Annotated in this window: 14 protein-coding genes and 1 tRNA gene (1 of these 15 only partly in view); 7 read left to right on the top strand and 8 right to left on the bottom strand. The window is 46.0% G+C overall.

Annotation, left to right across the window (positions count from 1 at the left end; all coding sequences use genetic code 11):
* The first annotated feature begins 115 nt into the window (after positions 1-115).
* Positions 116-346 carry a hypothetical protein gene (locus tag HMPREF9999_RS08165; protein WP_009752251.1) on the top strand — a complete coding sequence of 77 codons (231 nt, stop codon included), beginning with the start codon at positions 116-118 and terminating at the stop codon, positions 344-346.
* A 413-nt stretch (positions 347-759) separates the two neighbouring features.
* Here the strand turns inward: HMPREF9999_RS08165 and rpsA are convergent, their stop codons facing one another.
* On the bottom strand, positions 760-2,544 hold the full coding sequence (gene rpsA, locus HMPREF9999_RS08160) for a 30S ribosomal protein S1 (RefSeq protein ID WP_009752249.1): 1,785 nt from the start codon (positions 2,542-2,544) through the stop codon (positions 760-762).
* 292 nt (positions 2,545-2,836) lie between these two features.
* On the opposite strand from rpsA, the gene HMPREF9999_RS08155 reads away from it, so the two are divergent.
* From HMPREF9999_RS08155 to HMPREF9999_RS08130, 6 genes are all read left to right on the top strand, one after another.
* The gene (locus HMPREF9999_RS08155) at positions 2,837-3,328 is read left to right on the top strand and encodes a hypothetical protein (protein ID WP_009752247.1); all 492 of its coding nucleotides are present in this window, start codon (positions 2,837-2,839) and stop codon (positions 3,326-3,328) included.
* A 112-nt stretch (positions 3,329-3,440) separates the two neighbouring features.
* Complete coding sequence (locus HMPREF9999_RS08150) at positions 3,441-6,077, top strand: UvrD-helicase domain-containing protein (protein WP_009752246.1); 2,637 nt, start codon at positions 3,441-3,443, stop codon at positions 6,075-6,077.
* 59 nt (positions 6,078-6,136) lie between these two features.
* A complete protein-coding gene (locus tag HMPREF9999_RS08145; protein WP_157049640.1) occupies positions 6,137-6,904 on the top strand; it encodes a PD-(D/E)XK nuclease family protein in 768 nt (255 codons plus the stop codon).
* Between the two features lie 275 nt (positions 6,905-7,179).
* On the top strand, positions 7,180-8,427 hold the full coding sequence (locus HMPREF9999_RS08140; RefSeq protein ID WP_009752244.1) for a phosphoglycerate kinase: 1,248 nt from the start codon (positions 7,180-7,182) through the stop codon (positions 8,425-8,427).
* A gap of 85 nt (positions 8,428-8,512) precedes the next feature.
* Positions 8,513-9,409, top strand: a complete 897-nt coding sequence (locus HMPREF9999_RS08135; RefSeq protein WP_009752243.1) for an ABC transporter substrate-binding protein — start codon at positions 8,513-8,515, stop codon at positions 9,407-9,409.
* A 122-nt stretch (positions 9,410-9,531) separates the two neighbouring features.
* Positions 9,532-11,679 (top strand): tetratricopeptide repeat protein, encoded by a 2,148-nt coding sequence (locus tag HMPREF9999_RS08130; RefSeq protein ID WP_009752242.1) that lies wholly within the window; start codon positions 9,532-9,534, stop codon positions 11,677-11,679.
* A 1,080-nt stretch (positions 11,680-12,759) separates the two neighbouring features.
* On the opposite strand, the gene lpxA is transcribed toward HMPREF9999_RS08130, so the two are convergent.
* From lpxA to HMPREF9999_RS08095, 7 genes are all read right to left on the bottom strand, one after another.
* Positions 12,760-13,554, bottom strand: a complete 795-nt coding sequence (lpxA, locus tag HMPREF9999_RS08125; RefSeq protein ID WP_009752239.1) for an acyl-ACP--UDP-N-acetylglucosamine O-acyltransferase — start codon at positions 13,552-13,554, stop codon at positions 12,760-12,762.
* Positions 13,555-13,577: 23 nt separating this feature from the next.
* Positions 13,578-14,981, bottom strand: coding sequence for a TolC family protein (locus HMPREF9999_RS08120; RefSeq protein ID WP_044063378.1), 1,404 nt, complete (start codon positions 14,979-14,981; stop codon positions 13,578-13,580).
* 140 nt (positions 14,982-15,121) lie between these two features.
* The gene (locus tag HMPREF9999_RS08115) at positions 15,122-18,565 is read right to left on the bottom strand and encodes an efflux RND transporter permease subunit (protein ID WP_009752237.1); all 3,444 of its coding nucleotides are present in this window, start codon (positions 18,563-18,565) and stop codon (positions 15,122-15,124) included.
* 121 nt (positions 18,566-18,686) lie between these two features.
* Positions 18,687-19,856: an efflux RND transporter periplasmic adaptor subunit gene (locus HMPREF9999_RS08110; protein WP_009752236.1), complete on the bottom strand. Its 1,170-nt coding sequence runs from the start codon at positions 19,854-19,856 to the stop codon at positions 18,687-18,689.
* A 398-nt stretch (positions 19,857-20,254) separates the two neighbouring features.
* Entirely contained in the window at positions 20,255-21,622 is a 1,368-nt protein-coding gene (locus HMPREF9999_RS08105) for an MFS transporter (RefSeq protein ID WP_009752235.1), read from the bottom strand.
* Positions 21,623-21,746: 124 nt separating this feature from the next.
* Positions 21,747-24,425 carry a 4-alpha-glucanotransferase gene (locus HMPREF9999_RS08100; protein WP_009752234.1) on the bottom strand — a complete coding sequence of 893 codons (2,679 nt, stop codon included), beginning with the start codon at positions 24,423-24,425 and terminating at the stop codon, positions 21,747-21,749.
* 365 nt (positions 24,426-24,790) lie between these two features.
* Positions 24,791-24,822 (bottom strand) — tRNA-OTHER (locus HMPREF9999_RS08095); it runs 54 nt beyond the window's last position.

The raw sequence follows: 24,822 nt of genomic DNA, 5'->3' as shown, positions 1-24,822 counted from the left end.
ACAAGAACAATGGAGCTTACGAAGTCACAAATATAGGAATTATTCTCGACATTTCTCTCCTCTGGATGTTGTTTTAACCCAAATCGGTCATTAGAGTCTGAAGAGATTTCATTAGATGGTTGAGCAAACTATTCTGCAATTAGCAAGGGCTGCTGGTAATGATGAGTTTAAGTTGGCAGATGTTTACGAAGCCTTACACAAGAATCTTCCTGATTCAATGAATGCCACTTCAAAGAGAAGATATTTAAGTCGTCTGCTCTCTAAGATGAAGGACTCAGGCTTACTTCTAGTAGAAGGAAGAACATGGAGAATAGCCGAAACAGGATCGACTAACCTGCGGTTGTAATTCGGCTATAATCCATAGGGAGAAATGCAAATCAGTTCATTTTCAGCCGTGTACCATTGTAAACCGCTTATAAATCAAAGCGATTTAGCGGTAGATGTTATCTCTACCTGTCATTGGGCATATAACCCATATTGAAGTATTGCCCATTATCCCCAATCGGTGATTAGAGCGTTATAGAACGACTCGTATTTGAAAAGATAACTTCCTATCCTCCTTCATTTTCTTGTTGGCATCTTGTTTGTTGTTTATTCTCGATGTAGCTTTCTGCGCTTTCGAGTCAAAGGTAAACAACCTGCTCAACAATCGAATAAAACCTGTTGAGAATGTAAGGATCTTTTGGCGATTGGGGGGATACAAAAAAGCACCTACTCCGAGGTGGAGTAGGTGCTAGGTGAGAAGAGAAAGAGGGGAGATTATTGACCCTTTTCCATCTTAGCCTTAAGAGCTGCAAGAGCATCGATGTCACCAAGGCTAGTAGAAGCAGCTTGGTTTTGGATGTTAGCAGCGTTTTCTTCCTTGCGAGGAGCAGCAGCACGGCGAGTCTTCTTTTCGCTGCGTTCTGCAGATACGCTTTGGTCGAAAGTGCGAGTGTGAGAGAGGAGGATGCGCTTGCCGTCCTTGTTGAACTCGAGCACAACGAAGTTGAGCTTGTCGTTAAGTTGAGCCTTGCTGCCATCTTCCTTCACGAGGTGCTTAGGAGTTACGAAGCCTTCAACGCCGTATTGGAGCTGAACAACAGCGCCCTTGTCGTGAAGTTCGATGATAGTACCTTCGTGAGTGCTACCTTCGGTGAATACAGTTTCGAATACATCCCAAGGATTTTCTTCGAGTTGCTTGTGACCGAGGCTGAGACGACGGTTTTCCTTGTCGATCTCGAGCACCTTAACTTCGATAGGAGCACCAACTTGAGTGAACTCGCTGGGGTGCTTCACCTTCTTAGTCCAAGAGAGGTCAGAGATGTGGATGAGACCATCAACACCTTCTTCGAGCTCTACGAACACACCGAAGTTAGTGAAGTTGCGCACCTTAGCAGTGTGCTGAGAACCAACGGGGTACTTCACTTCGATATCCTTCCAAGGATCTTCCTTGAGTTGCTTGATGCCGAGAGACATCTTGCGGTCAGTGCGATCGAGGGTGAGGATCACAGCTTCGATTTCGTCACCTACCTTGAGGAAGTCTTGTGCAGAACGGAGGTGTTGGCTCCAAGACATTTCAGAAACGTGGATGAGGCCTTCAACGCCAGGTGCGATTTCAACGAATGCACCGTAGTCAGCCATCACCACTACGCGACCCTTAACCTTGTCGCCCACCTTGAGGTCTGCATCGAGTGCATCCCAGGGGTGAGGAGTGAGTTGCTTGATACCAAGAGCGATGCGCTTCTTTTCTTCGTCGAAGTCGAGGATAACCACGTTGAGCTTTTGGTCGTCTTGAACCACTTCGCGAGGATTGCTCACGCGACCCCAAGAGAGGTCAGTGATGTGAACGAGACCGTCAACGCCACCGAGGTCGATGAACACACCGTAGTTGGTGATGTTCTTAACGGTACCTTCGAGCACTTGACCCTTTTCGAGCTTGCTGATGATCTCTTGCTTTTGAGCTTCGAGTTCAGCTTCGATGAGTGCCTTGTGGCTAACTACAACGTTCTTGTATTCTTGGTTGATCTTGACAACTTGGAATTCCATAGTCTTACCAACGAATACATCGTAGTCGCGGATGGGCTTCACGTCGATTTGTGAACCGGGGAGGAACGCTTCGAGACCGAATACGTCTACGATCATACCACCCTTGGTGCGGCACTTGATGAAACCCTTGATGATTTCCTTGTTCTCGAGGGCTTCGTTGATACGCTCCCAAGACTTGCTAGCGCGAGCCTTCTTGTGAGAGAGTACGAGTTGACCCTTCTTGTCTTCGAGGCTTTCCACGTAAACTTCTACAGTGTCACCAATCTTGAGATCGGGGTTGTAGCGGAATTCGCTTACGGGGATGATACCATCGCTCTTAGAACCGATGCGCACCACAACTTCACGCTTGGTGATGTTAGTAACTTCACCTTCTGCAACTTCGTGCTCGTGAACGTTGTTGAGAGTTTGGTCGTAGGCAGCAACGAGAGTTTCCTTAGCTTCGCCAGCTACGCTACCGTTTTCAAATGCGTCCCAGTCGAAATCGGCCAAAGGAGCAATGTTTTTGAGATTCTCCATTAATGTTAAGTTTGTAGATAAATAAATGAATAAATGATGTGCCATCGAAAGCCCGCACAAAGTGGGTGTCCCATATTGGAGAAACGGGGGCTGCACCCACATTGACCGACATGTCAATGGTGATTCACGTGTTTTTAGAGCGTAAACCGCTGCAAATATAGCAATTATTTCTGGAATTTAAATGAATGAGGGGAGATATTTAGCTCTAGATGAGATATTTTCCTCTGCTTTGCTTGTTCTGGTGACCTTTTTTATGTAAATTCGCTGCTACTAATTCCTAAAAGATAACGCAATGCGTAAATTACTTTTTATCGTGGTGGCTGCCGTGCTCACTATGTTTGCTTCGTGCGATTGGTTTAAGTCGAAGAAGGTTGCTGACTCAGACACCACGATTGTGGCTGCTCCTGCCGAGGTCGATAGCACCCTTTATGGGAAGGTGGTAGACGATTTTGGAATGAGCACGTTTGCTGTGCAGCAGACTTCTGGTCAAGAACTTGAATTGTTGCGTTCGCATCAAGATGGCGGTGCAGCAGAAATCTATGGTGATGTGCGTGTAGGCGATGAGTTTGCCTTGACCACCACCGATGGCGGAGAAGCGCTTGATCGTGCCATCAACGTGACGGAAGTGAAGGCTTTGACGAATGATTTCAAAATTGTCAATGGTAAGTTGTTGCTCAACGTGGGCACGACTCCCGATACAGTGCAAATCATGACACTCGATGCCGATAGTTTGGTGGCTAAAGGGGCTACTCAGGTGTATCGTTTGGGAAAGGCCAAAAAATAGGAAATAGAATAATAGAAATTAGCGTAAGGATTGTATCCTTTGTCTGGAGATGGTGACTTGGTAGTGACCATCTCTTTGTCGTCATAGAAAATCAATTGCTTAAGTGACATCCATGAATACTCCCAAACTAATACACGTGTACAAAGCTTCGGCTGGTGCTGGAAAAACCTATACGCTTGCTGCGGAATTTATAGCCAATCTTCTGAATGACTTCAAAACAGCACGCGAACCGCATCGTCATCAGTTGGCGATAACTTTCACGCGTAAGGCGACCACGGAGATGAAGGAGCGTATCTTGGAAAATCTCTACGAACTAGCGCATTGCGTGGATGATCAACAAGATTTCTTGAAAGTGGTGCGCCAGAAGTTGTTGGTGCCAGCAAGTGATCGTGAGATTTCGCTCATAGCACGAAGTTTATTGCGCCAGATTCTTCATGGCTACGATCGGTTTCATGTCACGACCATCGACTCATTCTTCCAATCGTTGCTCAGCAATTTGGCACATGAACTAGGTTTGACCGCTACTTTCAAAGTAGACCTCAATAACGACGATTTGTTGCAGCGAGGAGTGGATAAAATGTTGCAAGGTCTAGAAGCAGATTCGCAAGAATTAAAATGGGTTTCGCAATATATCGAACAACGATTGGAAGACGAAAGCGAGAAAAGTTGGCGTGTGGAAGGTTCTTTGTCCAATTTGGCGAGAGAGCTGACCAAAGAGAGTTATGTGAAACAGCGATATTTACTTCAAAACTTCACGCTTGACAATGCCTTAGCCGATCGGTATCGAGATACTTTGCGTGCTTTGAAAAAGAACTGTGTGGCAGATATTCAGCAGTCAGCGAAGAGTGTGGAAGATTATATTGTTGGTTCTGAAGGATATAGCAGAATCAGCCGCGGTGGAGATGTGGAAAAGTATCTGCATCGTGCGATGGAGTATAAGTTTTCTAAGACGGATCCGAGCAACACAGTGCTTAAGATTGTGAGTGATAGTGGCACAGCCCTCAAAGCCGCAGATAAGAAGACAGGAAAATATGATAGTTGGGCAAGTGATGTTTCCAATTACTTAGAACAGTTGCTCACTACCATTGACAACGCCAACTTTACCATCAATTCGTGCGATTTGAGTCTTCAGCACTTCAATGAACTTCGATTACTCGATGCCATCTCAGCTTCAGTGCAAGAGCTCAATACGGAGAACGACACTTTCCTCTTGGCTTATACTCCGATTCTTTTTGCCGAAATGGTGGGACAGAGTGAGGCATCGTTTGTGTTTGAACGAGCTGGCACGCAGTTTAACCACGTGATGATCGATGAATTCCAAGACACCTCCGAACTGCAGTGGACCAATTTGCGCAATCTCTTTGTGGAGAATATTGCACATGGTAATAGTTGTATGCTGGTGGGCGATGTGAAGCAAGGCATCTATCGCTGGCGTGGTGGAGACTGGTCGGGATTGGCGAATATCAAAGGTGATGAAATCACGGACATTCAAACTCTCGATTCTAATTTCCGAAGTGGGGAGAAGATTGTAAATTTCAATAACGCTGTCTTTGTGAAGATGGCGCAAGTGATAGCCGATGCTACCGTTTCTAGCGAGGGAGAAGCAGAAGGAGAGAGTAGTGTGCTCACGTCGCTTTATGCAGAAGATTTGGTGAAGCAAAATCCCGTGCGCGAAGGCGGCTTTGTGCGTGTCTTGATAGAGAAAAAGCCCGAGAAGACGACTGCTTCTGCTAAGAACAAGGCGGATGCAATAGAAGCAAGCGAAGAGAACGAGGGAGAAACCGAAGAATTTTCGCCAGAAGATGATTTGCGAGAACAAATCATGCGCTTGTATCGTGCCGGAGTGCCCTTTGACAAGATGGGAATTTTGGTGCGTAACAATAAAGATAGTGGAAAACTCATCGAGTATTTTGCTGAATATGAAAAGGAGCATGCCAATGATGAGGACTTCGTTCGCATCGAATTGGTATCTGATGAGGCTTACGTGCTATCTGCTTCTCGAGGTGTGCAACTCATTATCAAAGCTCTCCAATATATACACAATCGCACCGACGAGGTGGCTTTGAGTTATGTCTTAAAACACTGTCCTAAGGAGAGTAAGGAAAAAGTAAGTGCACTTTTGGAGGAATGGAGCAAGTTGTCTTATCAAATGCTGCCATTCTACGATCTCATTCAGCAGTTGATACACCACTTAGAGCTCCATAAACAACCAGGAGAAGCGAGCTATCTTTATAGTTTGCTGGACATGGTGGTGGCATTCTTGGATGATAATGTGCCTGACATTGGACGTTTCCTTCAAGTTTGTGAGGAGTCACTAGGGAAAAAGTCTGTACCAGCCTCAGTGGTGAAAGGCGTGCGCATTCTGACGATTCACAAATCCAAGGGACTGGACTTCCACAGCGTGTTTATTCCCTATTGCAACTGGGAACTGGTGAGTAGCGGTCTAAAACAGTCGATGATTTGGACAAGTCCTCAGGAGGTGCCCTTCAATGAGATTCCACTGTTGCCAGTGAAATTGAGTGCGGTTGCAGAAAACAGTATCTATAAGGATGAATATCTGCTGGAATTGCGCAATCAGCGCATTGAAAATCTCAATTTGCTCTATGTGGCTTTCACCCGTGCACGTCAAAATTTGGTGATTTGTGCACCTAGATTGCCGAGAAATCATGAGAAAAGCATCGTGCCCGCTTTGCAGGAAACGATTACTCAACTGGGTTGGACTGATTGTTCAAGGGAGAGGTGCGCGTAGAAGAAGATGATAATCAGATACTTCTTGAAATAGCTCAACCGTCTATTGCTGAGTGTTCAGTGAAGAGTGAAGATACCTCTGCAGAGACTTTGTTGCAAACGGAAGCTGCTATAGGAGTTAGCGCAGCTGATGTAAGTACAGCGACTTCTGAAGGATGCAATGGTCAAGATGATAGGGCAAAGAATCCGTTCAAAATCAATGCAATTACCGAAAGAGTTAGCCTGGAAACTTCAACCCACAATGTGAAGTTTCGCCAGTCGCAAAGTGCGCGTTTATATAATGCAGCTTTGATGGAGGCAGTGCAGGCCGAGTATTCAGAAGAAACTGCTGAGAACGTGGCTAATACTTCTGAACAAGATTTGGAGTTTCTAGAGAAACGCGCAGCTGCTCAACGTAGAGGAACGATGCTCCACAACTTGATGGAAGAGATTGAGAGCGAAGCTGATGTGGAAGTTGTGTTGCAATCTGCGATTAGAGAAGGGAAGATAGCACCTCTAGAAGAAATAAACGAACTGCGCAAACTACTGCATAGCGCGATGCAGCACGAGATTGCTAAGGAGTGGTTTGATGGTTCCTGGCGACTCTATCGAGAGTGCACAATTTTGACGCGTGATGAACAAGGGAATGTCCATGTGCCACGCCCCGACCGCGTTATGGTACGTGGTGATGAAGCCATTGTGGTGGATTATAAATTTGGTCGTTCTCGTCCTGATTATCACGAACAAGTGCGACACTATTGTCAGCTCCTTAAGCAAATGGGTAAGCAGAAGGTAAAAGGCTATCTCTGGTATGTAGCTTCGGGAGTCATAGAAAGTGTAGCCTTGTAGTGGGATGCAATTACCTTAAGGTGGAGGTTTTAGAATCATGGCTTACGTGAAGCGTTCAATTGAAAGGAAGCTTTGTCCTCAGCTTAGAGGAGTATGGAGAAAATAATTGCTATAAATCAGCGAGTATCCCAAAGTTTTTCGTAAATTTGCCTTGTCAATTCGACCCCCTCTCTGAACCTCTCTGCTAGAGATCATCAAACAGGTGGATAAGCAGAGCTTCAGAGGATACTTGAATCTTCGACAATAACAAATAACTTATCAATACTCATATCATTATGACTATCGAATCTTGTAACTTTGCAGGCAAGAAGGCCATCGTTCGCGTAGACTTCAACGTGCCTCTCAATGAAAATGGCCAAATCACCGACGACACCCGCATCCGCGGTGCGTTGCCCACCCTCAAGAAGGTGCTTGCTGATGGTGGTGCTCTCATCATCATGAGCCACATGGGTAAGCCCAAAGGCAAGGTAAACCCCAAGTTCTCATTGGGACAAATTAAGGATGCAGTAGCTGCTGCCCTCGATGCACCTGTTTCTTTCGCTCCTGACTGCGCAAAGGCACAAGAGGCTGCTGCCGCTCTCAAACCCGGTGAAGTGCTTCTTCTTGAAAACCTCCGTTTCTATCCAGAAGAAGAAGGCAAGCCTGCAGGTATTGACAAGGAAGATCCTGCTTACGAAGCTGCAAAGAAGGCAGTGAAGGAAAGCCAAAAGGAGTTTGCAAAGACTCTTGCTAGCTATGCTGACTACTACATCATGGATGCTTTTGGTACCGCACACCGCAAGCACGCTTCTACTGCTGTTATCGCTGACTACTTCGATGCTGACCACAAGATGCTCGGCTACCTCATGGAGAAGGAAGTGAAGGCTGTAGACAATGTCCTCACTAACATCGAACACCCCTTCACTGCTATCATGGGTGGTTCTAAGGTGTCTACCAAGATTGGTATCATCGAAAACCTTATGGATAAGGTAGACAACCTCATCCTCTGCGGTGGTATGACTTATACCTTCGCTCGTGCACTTGGTGGTAACATTGGTGTTTCTCTCTGCGAAGAAGACAAGCTCGACCTCGCTCTCTCTATCATCGAGAAGGCTAAAGCTAAGGGTGTGAACCTCGTGCTCGGTACTGACTGTGTGGCTGGTGACGACTTCAAGAACGATTGCAACACGCAAGTTGTTCCCGTTGGCAACATCCCCGAAGGTTGGGAAGGTCTCGATGCAGGTCCTGAAAGCCGCAAGTTGTTTGCTGCTGCTATCGAACCCGCTAAGACTATCCTCTGGAACGGTCCTGCTGGTGTGTTTGAGTTCGATAACTTCACTGGTGGCTCACGTGCTATCGCTGATGCTATCGCTGTAGCTACTAAGAACGGTGCATTCTCTCTCATCGGTGGTGGTGACTCTGTAGCTTGCATCAACAAGTTCGGTATGGCTGACCAAGTTTCTTATATTTCTACTGGTGGCGGTGCTTTGCTCGAAGCCATCGAAGGTAAGGAACTCCCCGGTGTAGCTGCCATCAAGGGCTAATCTATCGCCAAATACCTAATAGATAAATATAAAGTTATAGGGACAGCGGTGCACCGTCATCGTTGCTCTATAACTTTTTTTGCTTATGAACAGTCGAAAACTTCCCCTCTTCCTCTTTTTCATAGCCCTATTTGTAGGAATTTTTACCACAAGTTGTGGTAGTGGAAAAGTGAATCAAGATGAGAATACAGAAGTCAATGGTACTCATGAAGTGCCTGACAGCCTCTCGCTCATTATTGCTTGCCTTCCCACCTACGAGAGTGTCCCCTTTTATTATGCCAAAGCTGCTGGGATTGCAGACTCTTTGTCGCTGCCTCTCCGCATCAAAACGTATCAATCTCAGTTTGATGCCGACACCGCTCTATTGCGTGGGAGTGTCGATGCCGGAGTCACCGATGTTGTGCGGCAGCAGCATTATGCTAAACAAGGCAAGATGCGTGGTTACGTGGCTTGGATGCCGCTGCAAGGTGAGTGGCAGCTTTTGGTTGGAGGACGTTATCGCATCACAGAGTTGAAACAGCTCAAACAGCGCACCATCGCCATTGCACGCTATAGCAGTTCGGATCAATATACAGCCCACTTGCGCGACAGTCTGCGTTGGAAGTTTGATGATATGCTCCGTCCTCAAATCAACGATTATCGCATCCGCCAACAAATGCTCGACAATGAGCAAATTGATGCTGCAGTATTGCCACAGCCCTTTGCCCTTCGAGCTAAAATCAATGGACAGCGTGTTCTAGCCACTCTTGCGCCTTCCTACCATCAACATGCCCTCTATCTCAGTGCAAAAGCTCAGGATGATAAGCGAAAAATTAAGCAAGCTCAGTTATTGCAACGTGTGTACAATGTAGCCATTCAGCGCATCCACCAACATCCAGGTGCTGTTTTGGATAGTGTGCTTATGCGCACCTACAAACTTACGCCAGAGCAAATCAGACAAGTGCGTTTGCCTCATTATCTTGAGGTAAAATCTGCAAAGTAATCAGTACATACATCCTGAGCTATTTCCTTGTATTTCATTTTTCCGCATCTTAGGTAGTCTTCTCTTCTTCGTAAAGATTTTCTTCATTTAGATTAGCCCATATTTCGCCCCCTCGTTTTCCCATGGACACCACTGCTTATCTCACTCTTCGCGATGATTATATGAAAGCCATCCGCGGCCGTCATTTGCTTGATGCCCTTCGTGCGTTGCAAGGTCAATTATCCTGGGTCGGAAACAGGAGAGATCGCCAAGAACATGAGAGCATTTTAGCTGAGTATCAGCTTTTACTTCGAGATTTCCAACAAGGGGCTGAAAGCTCTGTATGTCAAGAGCGCAACGCGTCACTTTTGCATCGCACCTATCAACTTGGTCTTTCGTTACATCATGGTTTTACGATGGAGCATACTCAGCAGTATCGTGCCAAGTTGTGGCAGAAGTATGCTGACCAGCGTGTGCAGCAACCTCTGGAGGATGTGCTGCGTTATGAAATGGATGAGCATGTTCTTTTTGATAGATTATATTGTGCTGCACCCTGGACAGCAGAAGTGGTGGAAGCTGCGGAAGAACTCATGCAGCATCCCAATCGAAGTGAAGACACTCGTGCCACAGTTCTCTCCGCTGTTACCTTAAGTCTGTTGGCTGTTTTTGATTCCACGCAGTGCGCGTGGTTGTTGCGACAAACCGACAAAGTACTCTCTCCGTTGTTGCGTGTTCGCCTTGGGGTAGGATTAGTGTATATTGGCATCCATCATGAAGCATCTTTTTCATTGTTTCCTCATCTAGCTAAATCCTGGAAGACATGGATGAATAGCACAACTTGGCATGACGATTTGCGCATGATACAATCTACCCTGTTGGCTTCTGCTCAATCGCGAGATACTGTTTATGAAGGTTCCAGATTGATGGAACGTTTCGCACAAGTTTCTGAGCTCTCTGAGCCTCAAAGCAAACAGACTTTCTTGCGAGAAATGGCTAATTTTGTTGCAGAACGATTTGTAGATGGTCTGGCGGGCATTGACATTGCTTTTAGTGGATTCAAGATAATGCACCGTCGCTACGCGTTTTTCAGAGAAGCAGCCAACTGGTTCATTCCTTTCTCTGTGCATCGCCCTGAACTTCAGCATCTCGTTGCAGTAGATGCTCCCCCTTCCGATATGGAGCATCGAGCTTTTGGCACCACCGATCTCTATCTTATGGCAGAAATGAATCTTGCCCGCAAGCGGTTTATGGAACAGATGCAGAAAGGTCTAAGTGAGCAGCCTGAGATAGCTACATCCGAATCCTCAGAAGAGCCCAAAGTTATTTCTTTAGAGCTAACCGAAGAAGATGCAGAGTTGCTTAAAGCCATGCGCCGTGAGCATGAGCATAGTGACGTTTCTGATATTCTCTCAGAAGAGAATAAAGAGTCTCGTATTCTAAAGCTAACCTATAACGCCTACATTCACGACACTTACCGCTTCTTCCATCTTTTCACCAATAGAAATGAGGGAGAGAATCCCTACCGAGATAATCTCATGCTTCGCGAATCGCCCTTGTTCCGCAACGCTTTTAAAGATGAGCAAATACTAGCCGCGCTGGGACAGCTTTGTTTCGCCATAAAAGATTATCCTCATGCGTTGTCTTTTTTTCAACATCTACCCCGAGAGCATCGAGATGTTCGTTTGCGTTTGGCTCAGTGCTATCATGCCACGGGGCACTATGCTGAGGCTGTTGATCTGTTAGAGCAATTGGCAGAAGCAGAAGAAGATGAGAGTCTCCTACGATTACTTTCTCATTGTTATGATGCGCTACATCGTCCCGAGGATGCCTTAGTTTCTTGGATTCGTCTGGAGCAACTACATCCCGACAATCTCGAAATAGCAGAGTCTTTGGCACAACGCTTCCTAGAACTTCAACTTTATAGCGATGCTCTCGACCAGCTGCACAAGATACTCTATCATAAACCTCACGATTTTGATGCTCTTCTCTTGAAAGCCCAATGCTATCTTTTGATGGGACGTATAGAAGAAGCTCACCAACATTTCGGCACATTGCTAGATAGGGCACCTGAGCACACTGATGTCTTGAAGCATGCAGCTCATAGTGCTTTATTAGCAGGAGATTATGCGATGGCTACTCGTTTGTATATGGCATATCTCGAACAAGAGCAGCTTAAGTTTGTGCATGAAGATTTTTTTGCCGATGCTTTAGAATCCTTAGAACCAGTTGGGTTCACTCCACAGCTTGCTATTTTCATGCGAGACCTCTTAAATAGTGAGCTGCAACATTAGCGTTCCTAGTACCTTTTTGGGTGATTTCTAAGTCTCATCACATGATTGCTGCTATAAAGCAACCTCAGAATTTTATTTTACGCGATTTTTCTTCAATTGGGAAGAAAAGTCGCGTTTTCATTTCATACCTCATCTTTGAAGTCTAAAAGATTATTTCGGAGAAGTTCTAAATTCTCTCCGAGATTTTTGGTGATAAGTAGGAGATTTCTCAAAGAATCTCGGAGAATCATTGAGAAAACTTGGAGAGCGTTATCATGTTTACGCCAGTCAGCATCTCAGGCATCTGCTATTAGAGAATCCTATATTAAATTTTAAGAGGCACTTTCTTTTGAAAGGCTTAAATAGTGGCTGCAATCAAGTCTCTTTTTTGATTGTTTTCTTCCTCTCACGCGCGCGTGTACGCGCGCATTACAGGGAATTTGCACTTTTTGCTTTCACAACCTTCACAAAATCTCTTGTAATAGTTTAGTAGTTAGTAGATTACTGCGGTATTAGGAACGGTGTTCTTCTTTAATCTAAAAGAAGGTTCATCAATAAGACTTTTCAGTGTTCCCACAAGGCGTGAAGGTTGTGAAAGCAAAAAGAGTAAAATTGCTAGGGATGCGCGCGCATAACGCACGCGCGAGAAAACTGAAAAATCCAATCATCTTGTGCACTTAGGACTACTTCCCAACATAATCTTTAGAAATGTAAACTTTATCGTAGATTTTTGCTGATTTTTCTAATAAAAGTTTCGAGTAACATCTTTTAAGTTGAATTTTCTCACTTTCGCCTCATTTCTATCCAGTTATATATAGGGAGCAACAACGAAGAAGGGGACATGAGTTGAAACATGATGGACGAAGCAGCTACTCGCCATGATGGAGAGTCAAGCATGAAGGACTGCGGAATGTCTAGCAACAAAAGGTGAATTATAAAGACATTGCTGAGTAAGTGTGAAGAAATTGCCTGAGATAGGGGGGAAGCCCGATAGAAAAAACACGGCACAATTCAAAAAGAACCGTGCCGTGCGAGAATAGTAAGCCCGAGCTGAGGTGCTGTATGATTCTGGTTTCAACACCACTTCCCAGGAGGAAAATCTTAGAGTTCTTCTTCTACGTAGCGGATGAGGCCACGAGAAGCAGAGTTGATGAAGTCAGTGAGTGTTTTGATTTCATCGCTCATCTCGATTTGTTCGTGAATCTTGATGACTGCATCTTCCAAGGAGAAGTTGCCTGCAGTGATTAAGCGGAACGCATTGGCGAGATGGCGCAGCACACGATCGCTCACTGTGGGATGGAAATACTCAATGACTTTGGTGTTTACCCCTCGATAGGCAGGAGGGTTGCCCCCAAAGATGGCATAAGGCATCACGTCTTTTTGCACACGAGTGCCGCTCTGCAAGAGGGCAAACTTACCGACACGTACCTTGCGTTGCACGATGGTGGAAGAAGATAAGATAGCATAATCCCCAATTTGACATGCCCCAGCGACGCTAGCTGAAATACCCAAGACACAGTAGTCACCAATCTGCACGTCATGACAGATATGCACCTTGTTCATGAGGTGGTTGTGGCTGCCGATGCGTGTGGCATCTACGGATTTATTGCTACCAGCAATGAGTACGTTTTCACGAATCACATTGTGGTCACCAATCACGACGTGAGGTTGTTCGCCTTCTTCATAGTGGAAAGACTGCGGTTTCGCACAAATCACAGTGTTTTGGTGAATCGTGTTGTTATTGCCAATAGTTGTACCATTGAGGATAGACACGTGCGGCATAATCACACAGTTGTCGCCGATGGCGACATCGCCCTCGATGTAGGCGAATGGCATAATTTCTACATTATCTCCGATACGAGCATTCGGATCAACGTAGGCAAGTGGACTGATCATGGTGTTATCTTTGTGAGAGGTTATTACATTCTACCACCACCAAGTGCTTGGTAGAGCTTGATGGCTGCTTGTACCTTTTCAAAACGATTGTTGATGAGCGAAAGGCGACCATTGAGGAGGTTCATCTGCGCCGTCAACGTTTCGAGATAGGTTGTCGTATTTCCATTGCGGAAGAGAAATTCCGTGTCATCATTGGCTTTCTGGAGTTCTGTCAGACGCATTTTCGCAATGTCTGTGGCAAGGCTAGCAGTGTGGTATTTACTAAGCGCATTGCTCACTTCGTGTCCCGCGGTAAGTAGGGTTTTCTCAAAGTCGAGTTGCGCAGATTCTTGTTGCAACTTTGCTACTTCGAGTGCACCTTTCAATTTGCCTTGTGCAAAGAGAGGTTGGGTGAGAGAAGCTATGCCAGACGCGATGAACTTACCAGGGTTGACCACCATAGCTCCAAGAGCATCTGTGAAGCTACCTTGTCCTGTAATGGTGAGTTGGGGGAAGAAAGACCCTCGTGCCGACTGGATGCCGTAGAAAGCATTTGCAAGTTTGGCTTCTGCAATCGCCACGTCTGGACGACTTGTTAAGAGTGATAAGGGAAGTCCTGCAGAGAAAGCGGTGGGGAAGTCTTGTGCGCTGAAGGCACTAAGTTGGATACTGTGCGGAGCTTCGTGAAGCAGCACACAGAGGGAGTTTTCAACTTGGCGAATATTGTCAGTAAGTGTGGGCACCGTAGCTTCGATTTGTAGCACTTGAGCTTTGGCACTTGCAATGGCTGCAGAGTTGGTGTAACCTGCTTCCTTCATGGCTTCCATCGCCTCGATGTTCTTGTGCCAGAGTTTCAAAGTAGCCTCAGTGGTCGCTAGCTGTTCATCGAGCATTTGGAGACTAAAATAGAGATTAGCCACACCAGCAACGATAGCAGTCTGAATGGCTTGGCGTGCTGCTTTAGCCTGCATCACAGAGAGTTCTCCTTGCTTTTTAGCATTGTATAGCTTACCGAAAGCATCAATTTGCCATGAGGCTTGCACGGGAAAAGCATAACTCTCGTTAGTGGTCATACCGTCCATGAACACCTTAGATACAGTGCCAGAGGGAGAAAAGGCTATTTGGGGAAGATAAGCTAATTTGTTGAGTCGAAGCCCTATTTCAGCTTGTTTGATGGTGAGGTCTGCCTTGCGAATGTCGGTGTTTCGCTCCAACGCAGTGGCAATGAGCTTCTGGAGTTGTGCGTCGGTGAAAACTTCGCGCCAAGGGAGATTGCCAAACGAACTTGTGTCGGCAGTTGCAAGTGCACCATCAGCCTTTGCGGTGTCGCGATAGAGCTGCTTCACAAAGGCTTCTGTGTGCGCGGTGTCGCGCTCGTATTTGCCAAACAAGGTGTTGCAGCTCGTGAGTAGTGCGGCAGCAGCGGCAATATATAGAAATGATTTCATGAAAATATCGTGTTGAGTGGAGCTACTTAATAGAATCAAGTCTTTCATCTTTGATCGGTTCTATTGTGGGGAGCGTAGTGGAGTGCACTGCGCTCCCCAAAGATTAGAATCAAGATGAGAGATTTGAGTAAAGTCTCTCCTTATTTTGCATATTGTTCGATATCAGCCTCAGCCTCTTCGTTGTGGAGATCTGAGAAGTCCATGGGTTTGATGCGCTCTTGCAATCCTTGGAAGATTCGGAAGAGAGCAGGTACTACGAAGATTTGACAAATCATACCTATCAACATACCACCGATGGCGGTTGTTCCTAATGAGCGGTTACCATAGGCACCGACACCGAAGGCGAACATCATGGGGAGCAGACCGATAATCATGGCGAGCGAGGTCATCAAGATGGGACGAAGACGGGCAGCGGCACCATGGAGAGAAGCGGCGGTGATGCTCATGCCCATCTTGCGACGGTCTAGCGCAAACTCGACAATGAGGATGGCATTCTTCGCCAAAAGACCGATGAGCATGATAAGTGCAATCTGTACATAGATATTGTTTTGGGCTTCACCAAATACAGCTCCCATAATTTGTCCTGCCATGCCAGGGAGGAGACTCAAACTTCCGATACCCTGAATGAAGAGGAAAGAACCGAGCAAACCGAAGGGCACGGAGAGTAACACAGCAAGAGGCAATAGATAGCTCTCGTATTGTGCAGCTAGGAGGAGGTAGATGAAAAGGAAGCAAAGCCCAAACACGATGGCTGTTGTGCTGCCCCCTGAAGATTGTTCCTCACGGGTGAGACCCGAATATTCATAGGTGTAGCCCACAGGTAGACTTTCTTTTGCTACTTCTTCTACAGCTTGGATGGCTTGGCCAGAGGTGTAGCCATCCGCAGGGTTACCATTGATAGAAATCGAGGTAAACATGTTGAAGCGGTTGATGTTGTCTGGGCCTTCTGTTGGGGTCAGTGTCATGAACTGCGTGATAGGAGCCATTTCACCACGTGCATTGCGCACTTTGATGTTATTGAGTGATTCAATGTTGGAGCGTGCGCTAAATTCCGCTTGAACGATAACACGATAAATCTTACCAAAGCGATTGAAGTTGGAAGAATATAATCCACCGAAATATCCTTGTAACGTGTAAAGAATGTCGCGAGGTGAGATACCAGCTCGCTTACACTGTGCGGCATCAATGTCGATGATGTATTGAGGGAACTTCGTGTCGAAGGTCGTCTGAGCAGTTTGAATTTCAGGGCGCTTAGACAATTCTGCTATGAAGTCTGTGGCAACTTCCTTGAACTTGGAGAGTTCACCACCCGTGCGGTCTTGGAGGTTAAGGGTAAAACCATTGGTCATGCCGTAGCCCATGATCATCGGAGGCTGGAAGAAGAACACTTGCGCATCCTTAAAGGATTTTTGTGATTCAAGCAACAGGTTAATGAAGACCATGCGCGCACTTTCGGTGATGGCGTTGCGCTCTTCCCAAGGTTTGAGCTTAATGAAGAATGAACCATAAGAAGAACCTTGGCCGCCCATCATGGAGAAACCAGAAATCACCATGGTATTTTTCACCAAAGGTGATGCCATTACCATTTTCTCTACTTGTTGGAGCACTTCATCCGTGCGGTCTTGAGATGTACCAGGAGGCATAGACACCATACCCATGAGGGTACCCGTGTCTTCTGTGGGTACGAGGGTAGTGGGGGTGACTTGCATCATCCAGAATAAGCTGAGAATGGAGGTAACAACCAATCCCATAGAGAGCCAAGGACGTTTCACAAAGTGCCCTACGCCTTTCTTGTAGCGCTCGAGTATGTTTTCATACCAATTGTTGAAAGCTGTGATGAAGCGATCTGAGAATAAGCCTAATACAGCCACGATGGCTACTGCCCATGCGATGATGCTCACGATGACATTTTCAAAGGTGAAAAGACCAACCACCATCATGACAATGGTGACAACGAGCAGAAGGAGAGTGAGCCAGGGAGGAAGGGCTAGACCAAACTTTCTACTTTTAACTGCATACTTTTGTTTCATCTGCTCCAAAGCTTCCTTTTGAGCTATTTGCACGCGTTCGCCAAGACTGCGTTCGTCGCCATGAGCTTTGAGGAAGATGGCGCAAAGAGCAGGAGAGAGGGTCAAAGCGTTCAAAGCTGAGAAACCGATAGCGACTGCCATGGTGATACCAAACTGGCGATAGAATGTACCACTAGTGCCACCCATGAACGATACAGGTACGAACACAGCCATCATGACAAGAGTGATAGAAATGATAGCACCACCGAGTTCGCCCATGGCATCGAGGGAAGCCTTGCGTGCAGACGTATAACCCATGTCGAGCTTAGCGTGTACACCTTCCACCACCACAATGGCATCATCGACCACAATGGCGATGGCAAGCACGAGAGCAGAAAGGGTGAGAAGGTTGAGGGAGAATCCTATGAGGTTGAGCACCAGGAAGGTGCCAATCAATGCCACTGGAATGGCAATGGTGGGGATGAGCGTCGAACGGAAATCTTGGAGGAAGATGAAAACAACCAAGAACACGAGGACGAAGGCTTCGATAAGAGTCTTCACAACTTCGTGAATGGAGGCAAAGAGGAAGTCGTTGACATTCTGAGCAATACTAATTTCCAATCCTGCGGGCATGGAGGCCTTGCTTTCTTCAAGAGTCTTTTCGATGTCTTGAATAATCTGTGTTGCGTTGGAACCTGCAATCTGAGATATCATGCACCCTACAGACTTATGTCCGTTGGTGCGGCTACCAAAGGAGTAGGATTCACTGCCGAGTTCGACACGAGCGATGTCTTTCAAGCGGATGAGGTTGCCATTGGCATTGGATTTGATGACGATGTCTTCAAATTGAGCGACTTCCTGAAGGCGACCTCGATAGCGGAGGGTGTATTGGAAAGTTTGGTTTTCGCGTTCACCGATATTACCAGGGGCAGCTTCGATGTTTTGTTCTGCCAAAACTCCCGATACGTCAGAGGGGACAAGACCATAAGAAGCCATTTTTTCGGGATCGAGCCAAATGCGCATGGCATAAGAACCCGCAAATACCTGAGCATCACCTACACCAGATACGCGTTGCACTTGAGGAATGAGGTTAATCTTGGCATAGTTTTCCAAGAAGTCAGAGGTATAGCGATCTTCAGTGTCGACGAGTGAGAAAACCATGAGCATAGAACTCTGGCGTTTTTGGGTAATAACGCCCACTTGCGTCACTTCTGCTGGGAGTAGACCAGTAGCTTTGGCTACGCGGTTTTGTACGTTAATCGCGGCCATATCTGGGTCAGTTCCCATCTTAAAGGTGATTTGAATAGAGGCTTGTCCCGTGTTGGTGGCAGAAGAAGACATGTAGTCCATGTTTTCTACACCATTGATTTGCTCTTCAAGTGGAGCAATCACAGAGTTTAGCACCGTTTGGGCATTTGCTCCCATGTAGCTAGTCCAAACCTGCACTGTGGGAGGGGCGATGTCTGGGTATTGAGTGATGGGGATTTGCATCAAGCCCATAGTACCCAAGATGACGATGAAGATGGAAATCACCGTCGATAGCACCGGTCTGTTGATAAATAGATCGAGTTTCATGAATGTGCTATGAATGTTAGGCTGTTATAGAAAAGAGAGTAAGACTGTGCGGCGACAACTGGTGCTGTGCTTTATGCTCGCTGCACCATGAGGCGCGTGAAGTCTAATGCCTAGTCGTGAATTATTGACCTGGCATTTTCTTTTCTGCCATGTGTTGTTGGGATTTCTTTTGTTGTGCTTCGCTTTGTTGAGGAGTGATAGGCTTAATTTCCATATCGTTGCTCAACTTATTAACACCTTCGACAACGATTTTATCACCGATGTTCAAACCTTGGGTCACTACATAGTATTGACCATTGTTTTGGGGAAGTACTTCAATTTCAGTAGCCTTCACTTTGTTACCTTTACCCACAACATAGACAAATTTCTTGTCTTGAATCTCATAAGTAGCCTTTTGAGGGACAAGAATAGCATTTGTGCGCTGAACAGGGAATGAAATCTGGCCTGTGGCACCAGAGCGAAGGATGCTTTGGGGATTTGCAAAGGTGGCGCGCATTTTTACACTTCCTGTAGCCACATCCAGTACTCCAGAAAGACTGCTTACTTTTCCCTTTTGATCATAGGTTGTGCCGTCTGCAAGAATGAGGCTTACTTCGGGCAATTCCTTCACAGCTGCTGCACTACCACCACTGGTGCGGGTCATTTCGAGTAATTGCTTCTCGGTAAGTGAGAAGTAGGCATACATAGTGCTAAGGTTGGAAACGACAGTGAGAGGCTCCAGGCTAGAAGGACTAACAAGGGTTCCAAGACGATAGGGGATGCTACCAATCACACCAGAGCTTGTGGCACGAATGGTGCAGAAGTTCAATTGGTCAGTTGCCGCTGCTAATGAAGCTTTTGCTTGTCCTAGTTGGGCACGCATTGTAGCAAGTTGGTTTTCTGCTACATTTAAGTCATATTGTGACACAATGTCGCGTTCACGGAGCATACGCTTATTTTGCACCGTGAGTTCTTGTGTTGCAATGGAAGCCTTGGCCACGTTAACTGCTGCACGTGCTTGTTCTACTGCACTACGATACTGTGTAGGGTCAATTTGAAATAAGGGTTGCCCTGCTTTTACAAAGTCACCTTCATCTACAAATTGTTTCACAATATTGCCCGATACTTTTGAGCGGATTTCAACATCTTGCACACCACGAATGATAGCGGGATAGGTTGTATTGAGATCAGCTGTTTGTGGAGCAATTGTTTCTACTGCAAATTCATTGCTGGATGGAGGCATTCCTTGTTGTTTTTTGCTAGAGCACGCAACAAGTGTGAGGCTCAGCAGAAGGTAAGCTATTTTTTTCATTGAGAAAGAAGTATTATTGCTGTTGTTGTAGCGATAGAAAATGATTGGATGAAATTAAGAAAGAAAAGAAATGTTCTGTATTGATATAAATTATAAAGGATGTTGTTCTATCTTCACTACCTGTAGAAATTGGTTGTGTGACATACCTCTAGTTTTACTTAGCAAAGGTACAATAAAAACGTGGGAGATAAGTCGGTTTTTCACCGAAAAATAACGAAGAAGTCGGCAGTATGAAGCACTTTTTACTGCTTAGAGTGTGAAGAAAGATAAGATTGTAAAATGAAATATTACAAAAGTACTTTGTTTACGCTGCTCGTGTAGTTTATAAATGTATTGATAAAAGGCAAAAAATGCCTCACGTAAAAACGTGAGGCATGTATAAGCATGTAAAAGAGAGACTAATCTCGAAGTTTTATGAAGCTGACACATAAAGCTCCAACGACAAGTAGGGCACCAGCGACAACGAGCATCCAGACTTCTGGAGCTAAATGACCAGGGATAGTGAAGAGCTTGAGCACTAAACCTCCGAGGACAGCTGCTACGATTTGAGGAAGACAGATGGTGCCATTGAACAATCCAAGATATGTACCCATGTGGCCTCCCTTCAATGAGTTGGTGAGAATGGTGAAAGGAAGTGCCAACATTGCTGACCAAGCGCAACCAATCAAGGCAAAGCTAATGAAAAGTAGATATTGGTCATGAATGAGATAGATGGAGGCAAAACCCACAGCACCTAGCAGGAGGCTGAGGGCATAGATGAACTTCTGATTTTTGAAGAGTGGAATCACTGTAGCCCATAACACGGAACCAATGGCTTGCACTGCAAAAAGAACGCCTACCCAGTTGCCTGCTTCATTGTAGGCATGGCTCGTGGTATCAAGTACAACCGAGCTACCTTTTACTACTGTGGGCGCGTCAAACACATGGGCTGCAATAGAGCCAGTGGTGTAAGTCCACATGAACATAAAGGCTGCCCAACAAAAGAACTGAACAAGGCCGACAGTCCAGAAAGTCGAGGGGGCATCTATCAGTAGATGAAGAATATTGGGTGATTTTTTAGATGCATTTGACTGATCATCTACCTTCTCTGCTGTGATGTTGTGATACTCATTATAGAGTTGAGGGGGATACTCTTTTACCTTTAATGTGGTGTATATAACACAGAGGATGAGGATTGCCGCTCCACCATAGAAGGAATAGATCACAGTGTCGGGGACTTGTCCTTTTTCGGCAGTGTTGCTGACTGCGAGCCAAGTGAGGAAGATTGGGAAAAGATAGCCCACAAGGCTACCAGCATTACATAGGAAAGACTGGATGGAGTAAGCGGTTGTCTTTTGCTCTTCGTTGACCATATCGCCTACCATCATTTTGAAAGGTTGCATGGCAATATTGATGCTGGTGTCGAGGAACATGAGTGAGACTAAGCCGAAAATCATGGCGACTCCCACTGTCATGCCGAAGCTCCCAGCATTGGGAAGCAGACACATCACCAAAACGGCAATGAGTGCTCCGACAAAAAGATAAGGGATGCGGCGGCCGAAGCGAGTCCAAGTACGGTCTGAAAGAACACCGATGATGGGCTGCACTAGAATGCCCATGAGGGGAGGCAAAATCCAAAAATAGGAAAGGTCGTGCGGGTCTGCTCCAAGAGTAGAAAATATACGAGAGATGTTGGCACTCTGCAGGGCGTATGCGATTTGTACGCCAAAGAATCCAAAGCTCAGGTTAAAGAGCTGAGAAAAGGGTAGGCGAGGGAGATGTTTCATGATGTGAGAATATGAGCGTGCGCAGAATAAGTTCACTCATGCCTCTCTGTAGTTGGCCTAAAGAGGGACTACAAAGAGGGACGAGTGGTTGTTGTGCGTGAACGCAGTGTGATGTTACCTTGAATTATTGGCGACCGCTTTGTTCTACTAAAGCGGTGACTCTTTGATTGAAAGCGGTCTGCTGAAGTAGACTTTCTATGCTTAAGTGCATGCGATAACGCCAATAGTGACGTGGATTGGCAGGAACATTGATGCGCTCTGATTCAATGTCGGGGTGTCGTAGCTGCTCATCGATAGCCAACCAGTCTTGCAAGGCTAAAATGGTGAGCATGGAAGGGCAGTTGAGGTGGCGGCGCACTACTTCCTCACACACCCATCCTGGAGCATCACCCGGAACTTCTCCTCCAAAGTGAAGAGTGTCGTAATAATAGCGGCAGGTTTGGCTGTAATCTTCACGCCACCATCCGCGGAAAGTGGCCATGTCATGTGTGCCGATTGTGCAAACAGAGCGCTCAGGGTACCATTCTACATGTCCGAATTCGTGTTTCGGATCTTTAGGCATGCGTTCTATTTCTAAAGAAAGGAGTTGAAGTTCATTCATCACCCAGGGCACGCAGTCGGGCACCATGCCAAGGTCTTCACCACAAGGAAGCATAGGAGCTGCTTCGCAAAGTTCGGGAAGTTTTTCCATCGCGCAGTCGTACCAGAACTGATTGTGACGCTCGTAGAAGTAATGATTGTACAAGCTGTTGAAGGCATCTTTTTCATGTTGTTGCAGACGCTCGTAGATGAAACATTGTTGTGCTGCAATACGTGGATGATACATTCCACGTTGCTTGTGATCCTCTACGAACAGTACATTGTTGATGAGAGAGAAAACTCCGTTTTTCAGGGCTTCCGCATTAGGCATAGACTTGCCTTCTTTGTTGAAGTAAGCCTCTACTGCACGCTGAGTAGAAAACTCAGGGCGGAGTGACCAAACATCATAGTGACTATGAACGAGGAAGGTTTGTTTAACCCATTCGTTCTGGTCTCCGAATATGCGATAGAGGATTTCCTCGCAGATGAAAGGAGAGGTCATGAAGTCTTTTTGGAAGTAGAGTCCAAAAGTTCCGATTTCCTCCGGAGACATAGGAAGGGCAGGTGAGAACTGTCCGAGCAGTCCTTGTACACTATGGCTTGGAATCTCCCAAATGCGGAAGAAGCCTAGGATGTGGTCGATGCGATAGGCTGTGAAGTATTCCGCCATTTTGGCAAAACGTCGCTTCCACCATTGGTAGCCGTCTTGTTTCATCACCTCCCAATTGTAGGTTGGGAATCCCCAGTTTTGACCGTTAGCAGAAAATGCATCGGGTGGTGCGCCTGCCTGTCCGTTCATGTTGAAGTAGTAGGGCTCAATCCAAGCTTCTACGGAGTTGCGCGAAATGCCGATGGGGATGTCACCCTTGAACATGACTCCTTTGCTTCGAGCATAATCACTTGCAGCAAGGAGTTGGATGTGAAGGAGATATTGAATGTAATAGTAGTAGGCTACCACTTCCCAAGCTTTGCTTTCTTGGGCACAGAGTTTCTCAATGGCTGTTTTGTCGTAGGTGGAGTGTTCGGGCCACTTGCTGAAGTCTGGTGTGCCGTACTTATCACGCAAGTAGGAGAAGGCTGCATAGGGGCGAAGCCAATGAGAATTATTGTCTAAGAAAGCCTTGAACTCCTTACTTTCGAGTAGTTGTTTGCCACTTTCTCTAAACGAGAGTAGCAGGTAGTCACGTTTTAATTTATTGACGCGATCATAATCCACCTGTGGCAGCGCGTTAAGTTCACGGAATTCCTTGTCGAACTGTGCTTGTTGTTGAGCATTTTTCAGATTAGGTACTTCTCTCAAGTCCACATACATAGGGTGAAATGCGTAGATGGAGATGGAGTTGTAGGGATAAGAGTCTACCCAGGTACCTGTTATTGTTGTATCGTTGATGGGAAGAATCTGGAGAGCCTTTTGCTTAGTGGCTACTGCCCAATCTACCATGTGTTTGAGGTCGCCAAAATCACCAACACCTTGACTGCCCTCACTGCGAAGTGAAAATACGGGGACAGCTGTTCCCGCTACACGTGGGTGAATGTTGGCAAAATAGACCTCTACTTCTGGGGCAAAGAAATGGACACCTTCATCAAGCGAGGGAATGATGAGTTGACGATTTTGTCCTCCCTCCCATTCTACTACTTTACCTTGGCTATTGAGAGTTACTAACTTGTAGTCGCTTGATGGCTCTAGTTGTTTGGTGTCGAGAGTGAGTTGCCAATGATTGGCTGAAATTTCTTCGAAAATTATAGCTTCTGCCGGATTCCATGCACCAAGTGCTTTGCTTTCTCCAACGATAGCAAGTTTAAGCCCTTGTTGGCGTAGGGTAGGGCAGAGTACGCGAAGAGTGTAGGTTGATTTTGCTAAAGAGGCACTGGCAGGATGCACATCTCCAAAGTCTCCAGAGAAAGCGAGAGAGAAAAGAGCATTATGCTGAGGTAAATCGCGCCAGTTATCTATGGCGAAGTAGGCTGACTCTACTTGGCTTTGCGCATGAATGATATGACGTTGCGCTCCGCGTTCCTGGCGTATGCGCTGTTCTCCGCGCCAAACGCTGTAGCGATAGGTTACTAATTGACCTGCATGTCTATGGGGGAGCTTAACAGTGGTTTCCCAATGTAGGCCATCTTCTGTGGATAAGACAACAGGGTTGTTTGCATAGCCGTCTATTTCAACTGCAATGTACTCACCCCATTGTGTGAGGTAATCAAGTTGTAAGTGGATAACCATATTTTGTTGCTTATTATATCGTTTTTAGATGAGAAGTATCTGTTCTGTTTCTTTAGGTTTGGACTCCAAAAATACAAACTTCTTTCGAGATATGTCGTGTTTTTAGGTCGAAAATGTAATCTGTACTAGCAAAAAATAGGTATATGAAAGAGAAGTGATAGAATGTATGTCAAATGAGATGAGGTAGTGATGATTGTATGTAAGTATTTAAATACTCTATACGTGTGTCCTTACAAATGTAGTAGAACATGTACACATTTGTTCTGCGTGACTGAATTATGAGCAATAAGGTGGGGAGGGCATATCAGTCTGTTGTGATGACTAAAACAAAAAAGGCTATCCAAAAAGGATAGCCTTTAAAAATGAGCGGAAAACGAGACTCGAACTCGCGACCCCA

It is taken from the genome of Alloprevotella sp. oral taxon 473 str. F0040, assembly GCF_000318095.2.
GTDB lineage: Bacteria > Bacteroidota > Bacteroidia > Bacteroidales > Bacteroidaceae > Alloprevotella.
The sequence above is the reverse complement of the archived record's forward strand: the minus strand, read 5'-3'. Positions and strand labels throughout refer to the sequence as shown.